This is a genomic window from Geodermatophilus bullaregiensis (assembly GCF_016907675.1).
GTDB lineage: Bacteria > Actinomycetota > Actinomycetes > Mycobacteriales > Geodermatophilaceae > Geodermatophilus > Geodermatophilus bullaregiensis.
In genome coordinates this window covers 2,196,458-2,213,194 of record NZ_JAFBCJ010000001.1, presented here as the reverse complement: position 1 = coordinate 2,213,194, position 16,737 = coordinate 2,196,458, and the positions used below count along the sequence as shown (strand labels likewise).

Here is a 16,737-nt window from a genome sequence, read left to right as displayed (position 1 = left end):
GGACGCGCCGGGATCAGGTCACCTGATCATCGCGCGGGCCGGGCCGGGACCTCAGGCGGCGGCGTCGACCGCCGCGGTGGCCAGCTCGGCGCGGGCGGCCACGGTGACGTCGGGGTTGTCGGTGATGACCCCGTCCACGCCGAGGGCCAGCATCAGGCGGGCCTCCGCGCGCGCGTCGCCGGTGGCGGCCGGGTCGGTGCCGATGCGCAGGTGCCGCGGCAGGAAGGCGTTCTCCGCGGCCAGCGTCCACGGCACGACCAGGAGCCCGGCGTGGTGGGCGCGGGCCACGAGGTCGGAGACGCCGGTCAGCGCGCCGTCGGCGTCGCGCAGCAGGATCCGGTGGCGGCTGGGCGCGATGCCCTGCGCGTAGGTGGCCACCGCGCGCAGGCCGACGCTGGTGACCAGCGCGTCGTCGACCGGGGCCTCGTCGACCAGCTGGAGCATCGTCGGGCCGCCGTCGCCGAGGTCGGCCCGCAGCCGGCGCAGGGCGCCGGCGTCGAAGGACTGGACGACGACGGTGCCGTCCGGCGCGGCGGCGTCGAGCCGGCGCAGCTCGGCGGCGACCAGCTCGGTCATCGGCTGGCCGTGCTCGGCCGACCAGCTGGGCTTCTTCAGCTCGGCGAGCACCCGGACCGGCCGCTCGGGCGTGGACCGGCGGCGGGCCAGCTCCACGACCTCCTCCAGCGTCAGGATCCCGAAGCGGCCGTCGTAGGCGGTGTTGAGCGGCCGCAGCTGCGGCATCCGCTCGACGGCGCGCAGCGTGCGCAGCTCGGCGAGGGTGAAGTCCTCGGCGAACCAGCCGGTGCGCCGCTTGCGGCCCACGCGGCGGGTGGTGCGGCGATCGGCGAACTCGGGCCGCTCGGCCACGTCCGTGGAGCGGGACAGCTCGTTCTCGTGCCGCGCGACCAGGACGCCGTCCCGGCTGACGACGAGGTCGGGCTCGATGAGGTCGGCGCCCATGTCGATGGCCAGCTCGTAGCTGGCGAGCGTGTGCTCGGGGCGGTACGCGCAGGCACCGCGGTGCCCGACGACGACGGCGCGGGGGAGGCGGGCCACTGCGGGAGTCGCGAGCGACTCGATCGCGTGCATGCGGTCCAGGACACCCCAGCCGGGTTTCGCGGGGGCGAACGACGGGGGGCGAGTCGGGCACAAATGGGAGGACGGCTCGCTGACCTGCGCGCCATCATCCGGGGTGTGGCGCATGTCTCATACACCGGCGGGTCACCCCCGTCACACGAACCCCTCCCGTCCGGGACCGAGCTGGCCCGGGTGGCGCGGGTCGACCGCGGCCGGCTCACCGTGCTCACCGCCGACGGTGAACGGCGGGTGCACCCGGCGGCGGCGCTGCACGACCCCGACGGCGTCGACGCGCCCGCCGTGGGGGACTGGGTGGCCCTGCGCGGCGAGCTCGCCGTCGCGCTGCTGCCGCGCCGCTCGGCGTTCACCCGCACCGTCGCCGGGCGCGCGTCGGCCGCGCAGGTGGTGGCCGCCAACCTCGACACCGTGCTGGTCGTCGACGCGCTGGCCGGCCCGACGCGTGCCCGCCGGGTCGAGCGCTACCTGGCCGTGGCGTGGTCGAGCGGGGCGACGCCGGTCGTCGTCCTCACCAAGGCCGACCTGTGCGACGACGTGCCGGCCGCGGTGGCGGAGGTCGAGGAGGAGGCGATCGGTGTCGGGGTGCTGGCGGTCAGCGTCCGCACCGGCGAGGGCGTGGAGGCGCTCCGGGCGCTGATCGGGCCCGGCCGGACGGCGGCGATGGTCGGCCCCTCCGGCGTCGGGAAGTCCTCGCTGGCCAACGCGCTGGCCGGCCGGGTCGTGGCGCCGACCCGGGAGGTGCGGGAGGGCGACGGGCGTGGCCGGCACACCACCACCGCCCGGGAGCTGCACGTGCTGCCCGGCGGCGGCCTGCTGATCGACACCCCCGGCATGCGGGAGCTGGGGCTCTACGACGACGAGGGCGTCGACGCCGCCTACGCCGACGTCGCCGAGCTGGCCACCCGCTGCCGCTTCCGCGACTGCGCGCACCGCACCGAGCCCGGCTGCGCGGTCGCCGCGGCCATCGACGACGGGCGGCTGGACCCCGCGCGCCTGCTGGGCTGGCGCAAGCTGCAGGCCGAGGCGCACCGCCAGCTGCTGCGCGCCGACGCCCGCGCCCGCGCCGCCGAGCACGCCCGGGTCAAGGCGCTGCACCGCGCGATGCGGGACCAGCCGAACCGGGTGCGCTGAGGTCCCCCTGGGTAGGGTCGCCGTCCGTGCGCGTGCTCGTGATCGGCTCCGGAGCCCGGGAGCACGCCCTGTGCGTGGCTCTGTCGTCCGATCCCGCGGTCACCGCGCTGGCCTGTGCCCCGGGCAACGCCGGCACGCGCACGATCGCCGAGGCGGCGCCGGTCACCGTCACCGACCCGGTCGCCGTCGCCGCGCTGGCCACCGGCTGGGGCGCCGACCTGGTCGTGATCGGGCCCGAGGTGCCGCTCGTCGCCGGCGCCGCCGACGCCGTCCGCGAGGCCGGGATCGCCTGCTTCGGCCCCTCGGCGCAGGCCGCGCAGATCGAGGGCAGCAAGTCCTTCGCCAAGCACGTGATGGCCGCCGCGGGGGTGCCGACCGCCCGCTCGTGGCCGGTGGGCGGTGCCGCCGAGCTGGAGACCGCGCTCGACGAGGCCGGCCGGGCGGGTGGGGGACCGTACGTCGTCAAGGACGACGGCCTGGCCGCCGGCAAGGGCGTCGTCGTCACGACCGACCGGGACGCCGCGCTCGCCCACGGCCGCGCGGTGCTCGACGCCGGTGGGGCGGTGCTGGTCGAGGACTTCCTCGACGGGCCGGAGGTGTCGCTGTTCGCCGTCACCGACGGGACGACGGTGCTGCCGCTGGTGCCCGCCCAGGACGCCAAGCGCCGCGACGACGGCGACGCCGGTCCGAACACCGGCGGGATGGGCGCCTACGCGCCGCTGCCGTGGGCGCCGCCGGAGCTGGTCGACGAGGTGCTGGCCACGGTGCTGCAGCCGACCGTCGACGAGATGCGCCGCCGCGGCGAGCCGTTCTCCGGCCTGCTCTACGCCGGGCTGGCGCTGACCTCGCACGGCGTGCGGGTGGTGGAGTTCAACGCCCGCTTCGGCGACCCCGAGACCCAGGTGGTCCTGCCGCTGCTGGAGACGCCACTGGCCGGTCTGCTGCGCGCCGCGGCCACCGGCACGCTGGCCGACCACCCGCCGCTGCGCTGGCGCTCCGGTGCCGCCGTCACGGTGGTGGTCGCCGCCTCCGGCTACCCGGAACGGCCGCGCACCGGCGACCCGGTCACCGGTGCCGACGGCGAGGGCGTGCTGCACGCGGGCACCGCGGTGGACGCCGAGGGGACGGTCCGCTCCGCCGGTGGCCGGGTGCTCGCGGTGACCGCGACCGGCGCCGACCTCGCCGCCGCCCGGCAGGCGGCCTACGAGCGGGTGGCCGGCGTCCGGCTGGCCGGGGCGCACTGGCGCACCGACATCGCGCTGGCCGCCGTCGAGGGCCGGATCGCCGTTCCCTAGCCGCCGTCCTCCCGCACCGCAGCGCGTCCTCCCGCACGGTGGGCGGTCGGGGAGGACGCGCCGTGATCAGGTCACCTGATCCTCGCGCGCCCTCAGCCGCGCAGCCCCACGGCCGGTCGCGCCCGCTCCGGGCGGGGCTCGGGCGGCCGCGGGCCCTCGTGCCGCCGGGACAGGTAGGTGCCGGCCACGTTGGCGCAGGCCACCACCGGCACGGCGATGAGCGCGCCGAAGATGCCGGCGATCAGCAGGCCCGCGGCGATGGCCAGGACGACGGCCAGCGGGTGCACGTGCACCGCCTTGCCGAGCAGCAGCGGCTGCAGGACGTGCCCCTCCAGCTGCATGACCGCCACCACGACGGCGAGGGCGATGAGCGCGGTGATCGGCCCCTTGGTCACCAGCGCGACCAGCACCGCCACCGTCCCGGCGAGGAACGACCCGATGATCGGGATGAACGCGCCGAGGAAGACCAGCGCGGCCAGCGGGATCACCAGCTGCACGCCCAGGACGGCCAGGCCGATCCCGATGCCGATGGCGTCGACCAGCGCGACGGCGACCGTGGCCCGCACGTAGGAGATGAGCGTGCGCCACGAGCGGCGGGCGGCCTCGTCGAGGTAGGCGCGGGAGTCGCGCGGGAACAGGCCGACCAGCCACAGCCAGATGGACCGGCCGTCCTTGAGGAAGAAGAAGAGCGTGAACAGCGCCAGGACGACGCCGGTGAAGACCTCGCCGACCGTGGTGGCGGTGGTGATCGCGCCGGAGGCGAGCTCCTGCTGGTTGCCGGCGACGAAGTCCTGGAAGGCGGTGAGGCCCTCGTCGATCTGCCGCTGGGTGACCGGGAAGGTGTCGACGACGAAGTTGCGGATCTGGACCAGGCCCTCGCTGACCTGGTCGGCGAGGTCGGTGAAACCGGCGGTGATCTGCTGGACGACCAGCGTGATGATCCCGGCGACGACCGCCAGCCCGACCAGCAGCATGACGAAGGCGGCCAGCGAGCGCGGCCAGCCGTGCCGGATGAGTGCCGCCGCCCCCGGCTGCAGGAGGGCCGCCAGCAGCAGCGCCACGAACACGGGGACGACCACCACGGCGACGTAGGCGGCCACGTAGAGCAGCACGTAGAGCCCGGCCAGGACGGCGATCAGCCGCCAGGAGTACGCAGCGGCGGTGCGCAGGCCGCTGGGGACCGCTGCGTCGCCGCGCGGAGCGTCCCGGCCGGGGGCGAGCAGCCGGCGTCCGCGCTCACCGGGCCGGTGCGGGCGACCGCCCGGGGGCGGTCCGCTCACCCCACCCGGGCCGAGCGGACCGTCGAGGTCCGGGGCGCCCGGCGCCGGGCTGCCCAGCGGTGCGTCCTCGCCGGGCGGGTCGTCGTGGACGGCGTGGGGCGCCGGCTCGACCTCGTCGTCGTGCACGAGGATCGCCCGGTCGTCGTCGCGCTCGGGCCAGGCGTGGGGGTCCCGCTCGGCCGCCGTCCGGATGTGCTCGCGCGCCCGGGCGACGAGGTGGGTGGCCCGTCGCAGCATCGCGGTCCTTCCGGAGGGTGGTGGGGCCCGTGCCCGGTCACGCTAGCCCTGCGGGAGGATGCCCACGTGCCTCGACGAGCTGACCGGGTGCGGGCGGTACCCGCGTGATCGACCGCTACACGCTCCCCGAGATGGGCCGGGTCTGGAGCGACGAGCACAAGTACGAGCTGTGGTGCCGGGTCGAGACGCTGGTGCTGGAGGCGCACGCGGCGGCCGGGCGGGTCCCCGCCGACGTCGTCGCGCCCGTGCGGGCCGCCCCGCCGCCCACGCCGGCGCGGGTCGCGGAGATCGAGGAGACGACGCAGCACGACGTCATCGCCTTCCTCACCGCCTGGGCCGACAACACCGAGCCGCGGTCGGCCGCCGCCTACGTGCACCACGGCATGACGTCGTCGGACCTGCTCGACACCGCGCTCGCCGTCCAGCTGACCGAGGCCACCGACGTCCTGCTGGCCAAGGCCGACCGGCTGGTCGCCGTGCTGCGCGACCACGGCCTGGCGCACCGCGACACGATCAGGGTCGGCCGCACCCACGGCGTGCACGCCGAGCCCGACGTGTGGGGCCACCGGGTCGCCGACCTCGCCTTCGCCACGGCCCGCTCGCGCGACCGGCTGCGCGCGGCGCGGGAGCGGGTCGGCGTGGTCGCGATCTCCGGCGCCGTCGGCACGTACTCGCTGGTCGACCCGTCGGTGGAGGTCGCCGTCGCCGAGGCGCTGGACCTCGCGCCCGCCGACGCCTCCACGCAGGTGGTCATCCGCGACTCGATCAGCGAGTGGGTCGCCGCCCTCGCCGTGATCGCCACCGTCTGCGAGGCGGTCGCCCTCGAGGTGCGGCACGGGCAGCGCACCGAGGTGCGGGAGCTGTCGGAGGCCTTCGGCTCCGGCCAGAAGGGCTCCAGCGCCATGCCGCACAAGAAGAACCCGATCCGCTCCGAGCGCGTCGCCGGGCTAGCGCGGGTGGTCCGCGCCGCCGTCGTCCCGGTGATGGAGGGCATCCCGCTGTGGCACGAGCGCGACATCTCGCACTCGTCCACCGAGCGGGTGTTCCTCCCCGACGCCGCGATCACCACCGACTACCTGCTGCACCTCACCACGGGGCTGGTCTCCGGGCTGGTCGTGGACGCCGACCGGATGCGGGCCAACCTCGAGTCCACCGGCGGGCTGATCTACACCTCCGCCGTCCTGCTGGAGCTCGTCGAGGGCGGGCTCTCGCGCGAGGACGCGTACGCACTGGTGCAGTCGGCGGCGATGGAGACGTGGCACAGCGGGACGCCGTTCCGCGCGACGCTGCGGACCCGGGCGGACGCCTCGGGCGTGCGGCTGGACGAGGCGCGGCTGGACGAGATCTGCCGTCCTGAGGGCTACGTCACCCGCCTCGGCCCGCTGTTCGACCGGCTGGCGGCGCTGACCTGATGCCCGACCTGCCCCTCGTCGCGCGCGGCAAGGTGCGCGAGGTCTACGACGCCGGCGACGACCGCCTGCTGCTCGTGGCCTCCGACCGGATCTCGGCCTACGACCACGTGCTGCCGACGCCGATCCCGGACAAGGGGCGGGTGCTCACCCGGCTGTCGGTGTGGTGGTTCGGGCAGCTGACGCCGGTGCTGGACTCCTTCGGCGCCGCGCACCACCTGCTCTCGGCGGACGACGTCCCGGCCGACGTGGCGGGCCGGGCGATGCTGGTGCGGCGGCTGGAGATGCTGCCGGTGGAGTGCGTGGCCCGCGGCTACCTGTCGGGCTCGGGGACGGCGGAGTACCGGCGCACCGGGTCGATCCGCGACGTGCCGCTGCCGCCCGGGCTGGTCGAGGGCTCGCGGCTGCCCGCACCGGTGTTCACGCCGTCGACCAAGGCCGAGGCGGGGGAGCACGACGAGGCGATCGACTTCGCGCGCGTCGTCGCGCTGGTGGGAGCCGCGCGCGCCGAGGAGGTGCGGGAGCTGACGCTGGCGCTGTACCGGCGCGGGGCGGAGGTCGCGGCGTCGGCGGGCATCGTGCTGGCCGACACGAAGTTCGAGTTCGGGCTGTCCCCGGCCGGTGGGCTGGTGCTGGGCGACGAGGTGCTCACGCCGGACTCCTCGCGCTTCTGGCCGGCGTCGTCGTGGTCGCCGGGCGCCGCGCAGCCCTCGTTCGACAAGCAGTACGTCCGCGACTGGCTGACCTCGTCGGGCTGGGACCGCGTCTCGCCGCCGCCCGAGCTGCCCGACGACGTCGTCGCCGCCACCCGCGAGCGCTACGTCGCCGCGTACGAGCGGCTGACGGGGACCCCCTTCCGCTGATGAGGACGCGGGCCGGCATCGCGTACCGCTCCGGCGGGTCGGGCGGGGACCTGCTCCTGCTGCTGCACGGGCTGGGCGCGACGGGCGCCGTGTGGAACCGGCTGCTGCCGCTGGTCGAGCGTTCCTGGCCCGGCTCCTGGGCGGTGCCGGACCTGCGCGGGCACGGCGGGTCCCCGGCCGAGCCGCCCCACGGGTACGCGGTGCACGCCGCCGACGTCGCCTCGGTCGCGGTGGCCTGCGGGGCCGAGCGGGTGACCGTGCTGGGGCACTCGTTCGGCGGCGTCGTCGGCGCGGTGCTCGCCGGCGGCTGGTACGGCCTGGAGGTCACCCGCGTCGTCGCGCTCGGCGTGAAGATCGACTGGACGGACGACGAGGTCGCGCGGGCCCGGTCGCTGGCCGCCCGCCCGCCGCAGGTGTTCGCCACCGCCGCCGAGGCCGCCGAGCGGCACCTCCGGCTGGCGGGGCTGAGCGCCCTGGTCGCGCCGGACGACCCGGTCGCGCTGGCCGGCGTCCGCGAGGTCGACGGCGGCTGGGCGCCGGCGCTGGACCCGCGCGCGTTCGGCGCCGTCGGCCCGTCGGTCGAGCAGGTCCTGGCGCGGGCGGTGGCGCCGCTGCGGCTGGCGGCGGGCTCGTCCGACCCGATGGTGGGCCTGCCCGCGATGCGCCGCGTGGACCCGTCCGCGGTGCTCCTCGAGGGCGCCGGCCACAACGCCCACTGGGAGAACCCCGACGCCGTCTGGCGGTTGCTGGCGCCCTGAGCGCCCCTGCACGACGAGATCGGCGGTCTCGTACGGCTACGGGCCTCGGAGCGGTCGACATCGCCGATCTCGACCGGGGCTGTGGACGACGCCGGTGCGCGGGTGCGCGAGCACGGCAGGCTCCCGCCCGTGCCACGACGTCGTCCGCCCTCCCGCTTGACCGCACCGGCCACCCGGGCCATGGCTCTCGAGGGTGGCACCACCGAGCGGCAGTTGCGGCACCCGGCGGTGGTGCGGCTCTCCCGGGACACCTACCTCCCGCGGTCCCTGGCGGCGGAGACGAGCGCCCGCTTCGCCGCCGTGCTGCTGACCGCCCCGCCGGGCGCCGTGCTCAGTCACCACACCGCCGCAGCACTGTGGGGCATCGAGGTCCCGCTGCAGGTCACCGCCGTGACACCGGTCCACGTCACCGTGCCGATGGGCTCCCGGGCGGAGAGCCGGCGGGACCGCAGCGTCCACCGGACGCCGCTGCCCGAGGACGACGCCACCCGGCGCGCGGGCATGCCGGTCACGACGCCTGCGCGGACCTGGCGTGACCTCGCCGCGGTGCTGCAGCCGTCCGCACTGCTCGCCGTGACCGACCAGCTGCTCGCGCGGTGGTGCGGCCGGGTCGAACTCGAGCGACAGCTGGCCCGCCGTCCCACGGGCCGCGGGTCCGCGCGAGCCCGCGCCGTCCTCCCCGTGGCCGATCCGCGTGCCGAGTCGCCGATGGAGTCGGTCCTGCGGTGGCTGCTCCACGAGGCGCGGCTGCCGGCGCCGCAACTGCAGTACGTCGTCCGCGATGCCCACGGGCGGACGGCCGCCCGTGCCGACCTGGCCTGGCCCGAACGGAGGCTGCTCGTCGAGTTCGACGGGGACGTGCACCGTCAGCGGGACGTCTTCGTGAACGACCTGCGCCGGCAGAACCGCCTGGTGGCGGCGGGGTGGACGGTCCTCCGGTTCACCTCCGCCGACGTCCTCGGCCGCCCGGACGACGTCATCGCGGAGATCCGCCGGGCGCTGCGCTGACGAGATCGGCGCTCTCGCACGGAGTGGGGTCCGTGGGCGTACCAGGTCGCCGATCTCGTCGGGGCAGGGCGGCCCGGTACCCTCGTCGGCGTGCCGCAGGTGGTCGTCGACGTCGTCCTCAAGCCGGAGATCTCCGACCCGCAGGGGCAGGCGGTGCTGGGCGCGCTCGGCCGGCTGGGCCACACCCGGGTGACCGGCGTCCGCCAGGGCAAGCACTTCGTCCTCGACGTCGAGGGCACCCCCGACGAGGCGGAACTGACGCAGATCGCCGAGACGCTGCTGGCCAACCCGGTCATCGAGGACGTCGAGCTGCACCTCCCCACCGACTGAGAGAGACCCCCGTGCGCATCGGTGTCATCACCTTCCCGGGCTCCCTGGACGACGTCGACGCCGCCCGCGCGGTGCGCCTGGCCGGTGCCGAGCCCGTCGCGCTCTGGCACGCCGACCACGACCTGCGGGACGTCGACGCCGTCGTCCTGCCCGGCGGCTTCTCCTACGGCGACTACCTACGGGCCGGCGCCATCGCCGCGCGGGCGCCGATGATGCGCGACGTCGTCGACCGGGCGCGGCAGGGCATGCCCGTCCTCGGCATCTGCAACGGCTTCCAGGTGCTCTGCGAGGCCGGCCTGCTGCCCGGCGCGCTCACCCGCAACAGCCACCTGCACTTCCGCAACCGCGACCAGCTGCTGCGCGTCGAGCGCGCCGACACCGCGTGGACGTCGTCCTACGCGGAGGGCCAGACGATCGTCGTCCCGGTCAAGAACGGCGAGGGCCGCTACGTCGCCGCGCCGGCCGAGCTCGAGCGGCTGGAGGGTGAGGGGCGGGTCGCCGTCCGCTACGTCGGCGGCAACCCCAACGGCAGCCTGCGCGACATCGCCGGCGTCACCAGCGAGGACGGCCGCGTCGTCGGCCTCATGCCGCACCCCGAGCACGCCGTCGAGGACCTCACCGGCCCCAGCACCGACGGCCTGGGCTTCTTCACCAGCGTCCTGACGGCGGTCGTGAGCGCATGAGCGTCGACACCGTCGAGCTCGCCGCGAAGACCCCGGACGACGAGCAGCCCTGGGCCGAGCTGGGCCTGAAGTCCGACGAGTACCTGCGCATCCGCGACATCCTCGGCCGCCGGCCCACCACCGCCGAGCTGGCCATGTACTCGGTCATGTGGAGCGAGCACTGCTCCTACAAGAGCTCGAAGGTGCACCTGCGCCGCTTCGGCGACCTGCCGCGCAGTGAGGCGCTGCTGGTCGGCATCGGCGAGAACGCCGGCGTGGTCGACGTCGGCGACGGCTACGCGGTCACCTTCAAGGTCGAGTCGCACAACCACCCCAGCTACGTCGAGCCCTACCAGGGCGCGGCCACCGGCGTCGGCGGCATCGTCCGCGACATCCTCACCATGGGCGCCCGCCCGGTCGCCGTCATGGACAGCCTCCGCTTCGGCCGGGCCGACGCCGCCGACACCGCGCGCGTGCTGCCCGGCGTCGTCGCCGGCGTCGGCGGCTACGGCAACTGCCTGGGCCTGCCCAACATCGGCGGCGAGCTGCTCTTCGACGAGTGCTACGCCGGGAACCCGCTGGTCAACGCGCTGTGCGTCGGGGTCATGAGGCACGAGGACGTGCGGCTGGCCAAGGCCGAGGGCGTGGGCAACAAGGTCGTCCTGTTCGGCGCGCGGACCGGCGGGGACGGCATCGGCGGCGTGAGCGTGCTGGCCAGCGAGACCTTCGACGAGGAGGGGCCGGCCAAGCGCCCGAGCGTGCAGGTGGGCGACCCGTTCACCGAGAAGCTGCTCATCGAGGCCTGCCTGGAGATCTTCCGCGAGGACCTCGTCACCGGCATCCAGGACCTCGGCGGCGCGGGGCTGTCCTGCGCGACGTCGGAGCTGGCCAGCGCCGGGACCGGCGGCATGCACGTGGACCTGGACGCCGTCCCGCTGCGCGACTCCACCCTGACGCCCGCCGAGATCCTCATGAGCGAGTCGCAGGAGCGCATGTGCGCGATCGTCGAGCCGGCCAAGGTGGCGCAGTTCCTCGCCGTCTGCCGCAGGTGGGACGTGCTGGCCACCGTCATCGGTGAGGTGACCGACGGCGACCGGCTGACCGTGGACTGGCACGGCGAGCGCATCGTCGACGTCCCGCCGCGCACGGTCGCCCACGAGGGCCCGGTCTACGAGCGGCCGATGCAGCGCCCCGCCGACCTCGACGACCTGCAGGCCGACGACCCCGCCGCCCTGCCGCGCCCGGAGACGCCCGAGGAGCTCACCGCGCACTGGCTGGCCGTCGTCGCCAGCCCCGACGGCGCGGACAAGACGTGGGTCACCGAGCAGTACGACCGCTACGTCCGCGGCAACACCGTGCTGGCCCAGCCCGACGACGCCGGCGTCGTGCGCATCGACGAGGAGTCCTCCCGCGGCATCGCCCTGGCCCTCGACGGCAACGCCCGCTTCGCCCGCCTCGACCCCTACACCGGGGCGCAGCTCAACCTGGCCGAGGCCTACCGCAACGTCGCGGTGAGCGGCGCGCGTCCGCTGGCGGTCACGAACTGCCTGAACTTCGGCTCACCGGAGGAGCCCGAGGTCATGTGGCAGTTCGCCGAGGCCGTGCGCGGCCTGGCCGACGCCTGCCGCGACCTGGGCCTGCCGGTCACCGGCGGCAACGTGAGCCTCTACAACCAGACCGGCGACGTCGCGATCAACCCGACGCCGGTCATCGGCGTCCTCGGCGTGCACGACGACGTCCGGAAGCGGGTGCCCACCGGCTGGCGGGCCGGCGGCGAGACGGTGCTGCTGCTCGGCGAGACCCGGCCGGAGCTCGGCGGCTCGGCGTGGGCGTCGGTCGTGCACGGCCACCTCGGCGGCCGCCCGCCGGCGGTCGACCTCGAGGCGGAGCGGTCGCTGGGCGAGCTGCTCGGCGCGCTCGGCCGGGAGGACCTGGTCACCTCCGCCCACGACCTCGCCGACGGCGGCCTGGCCCAGGCGCTGGCCGAGTCGGCGCTGCGGTACGGCACCGGCGCCACGCTGCGGCTGGGCGGGCCCGGGGACGTCGACGCCTTCACCGCCCTGTTCAGCGAGTCCGGCGCGCGCGCCGTCGTCACCACGACCGATCCCGAAACGGTCCGCACCACGGCCGAGTGGGCCGGCGTCGCGGTCACCGAGCTGGGGACGACGGGCGGGGACGCCCTGGTGGTGCAGGACGTCGCGACCCTGCCGCTGGCCGAGCTGCGGGCCGCCTGGACCGCCACGCTGCCCGCGCTGTTCGGCACCCCGGAGGCCACGGTGGGCGCGGTCCCGGCGGGCGCTGTCCCGACCAGCTGATGCCCGCGCAGCAGCCCATCCCCGCCGAGGAGCTGCGCGCCGCCGTCGACGCCGTCCGCCCGTGGCTGGCCGGGGAGGCCGAGCTGCCGCCCCGCGCGGTGCTCGGTGCGGCCGTGAGGACCAGCACCCGCTGGCTGGCCCAGCAGGTGCCCGGCCGGTCGGTGGAGCTGCGGGTGCCGCCGCACGTCGCCGTCCAGCTGGTCCCCGGCCCGCGGCACACGCGCGGCACGCCGCCCAACGTCGTCGAGACCGACGCCGCCACCTGGCTGCGGCTGGCGACGGGGGAGCTCACCTGGGCGCGGGCGCTCGCCGACGGGCAGGTGAGCGCGAGCGGCAACCGCGCCGACCTGGGCCCGCACCTGCCGTTGCCGCCGCTGCGCCGGCCCTGAACGAGCAGATCCGCGGACGTGCACGGTGCACGTCCGCGGATCTGCTCGGTGGGGGTGCGGGGTCAGCCGGTGAACAGCGTGGTCGCGGTCTTCACCGTCTGGTAGAGGCCGTAGGCCAGGGGGACGCCGACCAGGGTCCAGGCGAGCGCGATCAGTCCGGTCGGGGTGTGCACGGGCGACTGCCCGTCGGTGGACTGCTTCGACAGCGGGGTGCTCATCGGGCGGCGCTCCGTTCGGGGTTGGCGCGGGCGGTGGCAGGGGTGGTGGCGTGCGGTTCGTGCCACTTGCTGGCCACCGGCTTGACGAGCAGGTTCGCGACGAACCCGACGGCGAGCAGGCCGACCATGATGAACAGCGCCGGCCGGTAGTTGGCCGCCACCAGGGTCCCCGGCTCGCCCTGGGTGTCCAGGACGCTGTTGACGATCAGCGGGCCGGCGACGCCGGCGGCCGACCACGCGGTGAGCAGCCGGCCGTGGATGGCGCCCACCTGGTAGGTGCCGAACAGGTCGCGCAGGTAGGCCGGGACGGTCGCGAACCCGCCGCCGTAGAAGGAGATGATCACCGCGGCGAGCAGCACGAACACCCACGTGGCGCTGTTGCCGATGGTGGCCAGCGCGACGTAGAGCAGCAGGCCGACGCCGAGGTAGACCATGTAGATCGGCTTGCGGCCGATGAAGTCCGACGTCGAGGACCACACGAACCGGCCGGCCATGTTGAACAGCGACAGCACGCCGACGAAGCCGGCAGCCGCGGTGGCGGCGACCGTCGAGGTGTCCCCGCTGCGGAAGAAGTCCTGGATCATCGGCGCGGCCTGCTCGAGGATCCCGATGCCCGCGGTGACGTTGCAGAACAGCACCGTCCACAGCAGCCAGAACTGCGGCGTCTTGATGGCGTTGGCGGCCGAGACGCTCTCGGTGGTGACCAGGGCCTTCTGCTTGACCGTCGAGGGGTCGAACCCGGTCGGCCTCCAGTCGTCGGCGGGCACCCGGACGATGGCGGCGCCGAACATCATGAAGACCAGGTAGAGCGCGGCGAAGGTGAAGAACAGCGCCGCGACGGCCTCGCCGTTGGGCACCGTGCCGGCCGTGCCGTCGTAGCCCGGGTCGTAGTAGCTCATCAGCTGGCGGGACAGCGGCGAGGCGATGAGCGCACCGCCGCCGAAGCCCATGATCGCCATGCCGGTGGCCAGCCCCGGGCGGTCGGGGAACCACTTGATCAGCGTGGAGACCGGCGAGATGTAGCCGATGCCCAGGCCGATGCCGCCCAGGACGCCGTAGCCGAGGTAGAGCAGCCACAGCTGCTGGGTCTCGATGCCCAGGCCGCCGACCAGGAAGCCGGACACCCAGAAGCACGCCGCGGTGAACATCGCCGCGCGCGGCCCGTTGCGGTCGACCCAGGTGCCGAACAGGGCGGCGGACAGGCCCAGCATCACGATGGCGATCGAGAAGACGATGCCGATCGCGGTCTGCGACACCGCGAAGTGCTCGACCAGTGCGTTCTTGTACACGCTGGTCGCGTACGCCTGGCCGATGCACAGGTGCACGGCGAGGGCGGCCGGCGGGATCAGCCACCGGTTGAAGCCGGGGCGGGCGACGATGCGCTCGCGCTGCAGGAAGCCGGGTAGCGCCACGGGGGACCTCCGGGCCGGGGACCGGGCCGGCCGGTCCGTGGGCTTGCTCACGACGGGGAGAAGGTACGTGGGGTCCACCGCTCCCGCCCGACGACGTGACCGGATCGTTGCGCGGCACCTCACCTCGCGCAACCGGTCGCCCGGCCCCGCCAGGGCCCCCGTGGGCCTGCGGCGGTGGGAGGCGGAGGGGTCCTTCTCCTAGGCTCCGGGCATGGCTTATGAGGTGAGGGGCGTCGTCGCCCGCGGCAAGGGAGCTCCGGTCAGCGTCGAGACGATCCTCGTCCCCGACCCCGGGCCCGGTGAGGCGGTCGTCGACGTGCAGGCGTGCGGGGTCTGCCACACCGACCTGCACTACCGCGAGGGCGGCATCAACGACGAGTTCCCGTTCCTGCTCGGCCACGAGGCCGCCGGGACCGTGGCCGCGGTCGGGGAGGGCGTCACCAACGTGGCCGTCGGGGACTTCGTCGTCCTCAACTGGCGCGCGGTGTGCGGGCAGTGCCGCGCCTGCCTGAAGGGGCAGCTGCACTACTGCTTCGACACCCACAACGCCGCGCAGAAGATGACCCTGGCCGACGGCACCGAGCTCTCACCCGCGCTGGGCATCGGCGCGTTCGTGGAGAAGACGCTGGTCCACTCCGGGCAGTGCACCAAGGTCGACCCGTCCGCCCCGGCCACCGCCGCCGGGCTGCTGGGCTGCGGCGTGATGGCCGGCGTCGGCGCGGCGATCAACACCGGTGCGGTGCAGCGCGGCGAGAGCGTGGCGGTGTTCGGCTGCGGCGGCGTCGGGGACGCCGCGATCGCCGGCGCGAAGCTGGCCGGGGCGACGACGATCGTCGCCGTCGACGTCGACGACCGGAAGCTGGAGTGGGCGAAGGCGTTCGGCGCCACCCACACCGTCAACAGCCGGACCACCGACGCGGTCGAGGCCGTCAAGGGCCACACGAACGGGTTCGGGGTCGACGTGGCCATCGACGCCGTCGGCCGCCCGGAGGTCTTCGAGCAGGCCTTCTACGCCCGCGACCTGGCCGGCCGCGTCGTGCTGGTCGGCGTCCCCACCCCGGACATGCAGCTCACCCTGCCGATGATCGAGCTGTTCGGCCGCGGCGGGGCGCTGAAGAGCTCCTGGTACGGCGACTGCCTGCCCAGCCGGGACTTCCCGCTGCTGGTCGACCTCTACCGGCAGGGCCGCTTCCCGCTCGAGGACTTCGTCTCCGAGACCATCGGCATCGACGAGGTGGAGCAGGCCTTCGACAAGATGCACAAGGGCGAGGTCCTGCGCTCGGTGGTCGTCTTCTGATGACCGCCCGCATCGACAAGGCCGTGGTCAGCGGGGTGTTCAGCCTCGACGGGCAGGACTTCGACGTCGACAACAACGTCTGGCTGGTCGGCGACGACGACGAGGTGCTCGTCATCGACGCCCCGCACCGCGCCGACCCGATCATCGAGGCCATCGGCGGGCGGACGGTGACGGCGATCGTGCTCACCCACGGGCACAACGACCACATCACCGCCGCGGTCGACCTGCGCGCGGCCACCGGCGCGCCGATCTGGTTCCACCCCGCCGACACGATGCTGTGGGACGTGGTCTACGGCGAGGTGCACCCCGAGGCCAGGCCGGACGAGGCGCTGGCCGAGGGGACCCGGTTCCGGGTCGCCGGGACGTCGCTCACCGCGCTGCACACCCCCGGCCACTCCCCGGGCAGCACCTGCCTGCACGCACCCGACCTGGCCGCCGTCTTCACCGGCGACACGCTCTTCTCCGGCGGGCCGGGCGCCACCGGGCGCTCCTTCAGCGACCACCCGACGATCCTGAACTCCATCCGCAGCCGGCTGCTGACCCTGCACGGCGACACCGTCGTGCACACCGGACACGGCGACGACACCCGGATCTCCGCCGAGATGGGCAACGTGCACTGAGGCGCCGCCGGCCGGGGCGACGCGGACCGGGCATCACGCCGGGTCCGCGTCACCTCCGGTCGCGTCCCCGGTGCCGGGCCGGGCCTCCTGCGTCGTCGTCCGCTCCAGGCGCTGACGGATGGCCGCGACGTTCAGGGCGAGGTCCTCGAGCGCCTCGACGGCGCGCGTGGCGAGCGCGAACGTGAGGTTCTCGCGGCGCTCCTCGGCGTTCGGCTCGCGGCGGCGTTCCCGGGTGGCGGAGCCCCGGTCGGTCGCCCTCGCCCACGGGTCGTCGTCGTCGCCCCGCGACGGGTCGAACAGCCCGCGCAGCATGCGCTGGGCCATCTCGAGGAAGTCGTTCGGGTCGGGCCGGTCGGCAGGCATGTCGGCTCCTCTCCACGCTGCGACCGTCAACGCGCCGGACCCGGTCCGGGTTCCG

General features: G+C 75.1%; 17 protein-coding genes. 12 read left to right on the top strand and 5 right to left on the bottom strand.

Features of this window, described 5'->3' with window-relative positions; all coding sequences use genetic code 11:
- Nucleotides 1–51: 51 nt before the first annotated feature.
- Nucleotides 52–1,089 (bottom strand): glycerophosphodiester phosphodiesterase family protein, encoded by a 1,038-nt coding sequence (locus JOD57_RS10440; RefSeq protein WP_204691967.1) that lies wholly within the window; start codon nucleotides 1,087–1,089, stop codon nucleotides 52–54.
- A 180-nt stretch (nucleotides 1,090–1,269) separates the two neighbouring features.
- On the opposite strand from JOD57_RS10440, the gene rsgA reads away from it, so the two are divergent.
- Both rsgA and purD read left to right on the top strand, forming a co-directional pair.
- A complete protein-coding gene (gene rsgA, locus JOD57_RS10435) occupies nucleotides 1,270–2,226 on the top strand; it encodes a ribosome small subunit-dependent GTPase A (RefSeq protein ID WP_307824597.1) in 957 nt (318 codons plus the stop codon).
- A 26-nt stretch (nucleotides 2,227–2,252) separates the two neighbouring features.
- On the top strand, nucleotides 2,253–3,521 hold the full coding sequence (purD, locus tag JOD57_RS10430; protein WP_204691965.1) for a phosphoribosylamine--glycine ligase: 1,269 nt from the start codon (nucleotides 2,253–2,255) through the stop codon (nucleotides 3,519–3,521).
- A gap of 92 nt (nucleotides 3,522–3,613) precedes the next feature.
- Here purD and JOD57_RS10425 read toward each other — a convergent pair whose 3' ends face one another.
- Nucleotides 3,614–5,038 (bottom strand): AI-2E family transporter, encoded by a 1,425-nt coding sequence (locus JOD57_RS10425; protein WP_204691964.1) that lies wholly within the window; start codon nucleotides 5,036–5,038, stop codon nucleotides 3,614–3,616.
- Nucleotides 5,039–5,142: 104 nt separating this feature from the next.
- Here JOD57_RS10425 and purB point away from each other — a divergent pair, with 104 nt between their 5' ends.
- The 8 genes from purB to JOD57_RS10385 all read left to right on the top strand — a co-directional run bounded on the left by purB (nucleotide 5,143) and on the right by JOD57_RS10385 (nucleotide 12,772).
- Complete coding sequence (purB, locus tag JOD57_RS10420; protein WP_204691963.1) at nucleotides 5,143–6,450, top strand: adenylosuccinate lyase; 1,308 nt, start codon at nucleotides 5,143–5,145, stop codon at nucleotides 6,448–6,450.
- Complete coding sequence (locus JOD57_RS10415) at nucleotides 6,450–7,310, top strand: phosphoribosylaminoimidazolesuccinocarboxamide synthase (protein WP_239568367.1); 861 nt, start codon at nucleotides 6,450–6,452, stop codon at nucleotides 7,308–7,310. Before purB ends, JOD57_RS10415 begins: the two co-directional genes overlap by 1 nt.
- Entirely contained in the window at nucleotides 7,310–8,068 is a 759-nt protein-coding gene (locus JOD57_RS10410; protein ID WP_204691962.1) for an alpha/beta fold hydrolase, read from the top strand. Before JOD57_RS10415 ends, JOD57_RS10410 begins: the two co-directional genes overlap by 1 nt.
- A gap of 180 nt (nucleotides 8,069–8,248) precedes the next feature.
- Nucleotides 8,249–9,076: a DUF559 domain-containing protein gene (locus JOD57_RS10405; protein WP_204691961.1), complete on the top strand. Its 828-nt coding sequence runs from the start codon at nucleotides 8,249–8,251 to the stop codon at nucleotides 9,074–9,076.
- Between the two features lie 90 nt (nucleotides 9,077–9,166).
- Nucleotides 9,167–9,406: a phosphoribosylformylglycinamidine synthase subunit PurS gene (gene purS / locus JOD57_RS10400; protein ID WP_204691960.1), complete on the top strand. Its 240-nt coding sequence runs from the start codon at nucleotides 9,167–9,169 to the stop codon at nucleotides 9,404–9,406.
- Between the two features lie 11 nt (nucleotides 9,407–9,417).
- Entirely contained in the window at nucleotides 9,418–10,089 is a 672-nt protein-coding gene (purQ, locus tag JOD57_RS10395; protein ID WP_204691959.1) for a phosphoribosylformylglycinamidine synthase subunit PurQ, read from the top strand.
- A complete protein-coding gene (gene purL / locus JOD57_RS10390; protein WP_204691958.1) occupies nucleotides 10,086–12,383 on the top strand; it encodes a phosphoribosylformylglycinamidine synthase subunit PurL in 2,298 nt (765 codons plus the stop codon). Before purQ ends, purL begins: the two co-directional genes overlap by 4 nt.
- Nucleotides 12,383–12,772 (top strand): sterol carrier family protein, encoded by a 390-nt coding sequence (locus tag JOD57_RS10385; RefSeq protein WP_204691957.1) that lies wholly within the window; start codon nucleotides 12,383–12,385, stop codon nucleotides 12,770–12,772. The genes purL and JOD57_RS10385 overlap by 1 nt, the downstream gene beginning before the upstream one ends.
- A gap of 62 nt (nucleotides 12,773–12,834) precedes the next feature.
- Here the strand turns inward: JOD57_RS10385 and JOD57_RS10380 are convergent, their stop codons facing one another.
- Nucleotides 12,835–12,990, bottom strand: coding sequence for an MFS transporter small subunit (locus JOD57_RS10380; protein WP_204695061.1), 156 nt, complete (start codon nucleotides 12,988–12,990; stop codon nucleotides 12,835–12,837).
- Nucleotides 12,987–14,453, bottom strand: a complete 1,467-nt coding sequence (locus JOD57_RS10375) for an OFA family MFS transporter (protein ID WP_307824596.1) — start codon at nucleotides 14,451–14,453, stop codon at nucleotides 12,987–12,989. The genes JOD57_RS10380 and JOD57_RS10375 overlap by 4 nt, the downstream gene beginning before the upstream one ends.
- Before the next feature lie 160 nt (nucleotides 14,454–14,613).
- On the opposite strand from JOD57_RS10375, the gene JOD57_RS10370 reads away from it, so the two are divergent.
- Together JOD57_RS10370 and JOD57_RS10365 are read left to right on the top strand one after the other, a co-directional pair.
- Nucleotides 14,614–15,699 (top strand): S-(hydroxymethyl)mycothiol dehydrogenase, encoded by a 1,086-nt coding sequence (locus tag JOD57_RS10370; protein ID WP_204691956.1) that lies wholly within the window; start codon nucleotides 14,614–14,616, stop codon nucleotides 15,697–15,699.
- Nucleotides 15,699–16,319: an MBL fold metallo-hydrolase gene (locus JOD57_RS10365; protein WP_204691955.1), complete on the top strand. Its 621-nt coding sequence runs from the start codon at nucleotides 15,699–15,701 to the stop codon at nucleotides 16,317–16,319. Before JOD57_RS10370 ends, JOD57_RS10365 begins: the two co-directional genes overlap by 1 nt.
- 33 nt (nucleotides 16,320–16,352) lie before the next feature.
- Here JOD57_RS10365 and JOD57_RS10360 read toward each other — a convergent pair whose 3' ends face one another.
- Nucleotides 16,353–16,682, bottom strand: a complete 330-nt coding sequence (locus tag JOD57_RS10360; RefSeq protein ID WP_239568364.1) for a hypothetical protein — start codon at nucleotides 16,680–16,682, stop codon at nucleotides 16,353–16,355.
- Nucleotides 16,683–16,737: the final 55 nt, after the last annotated feature.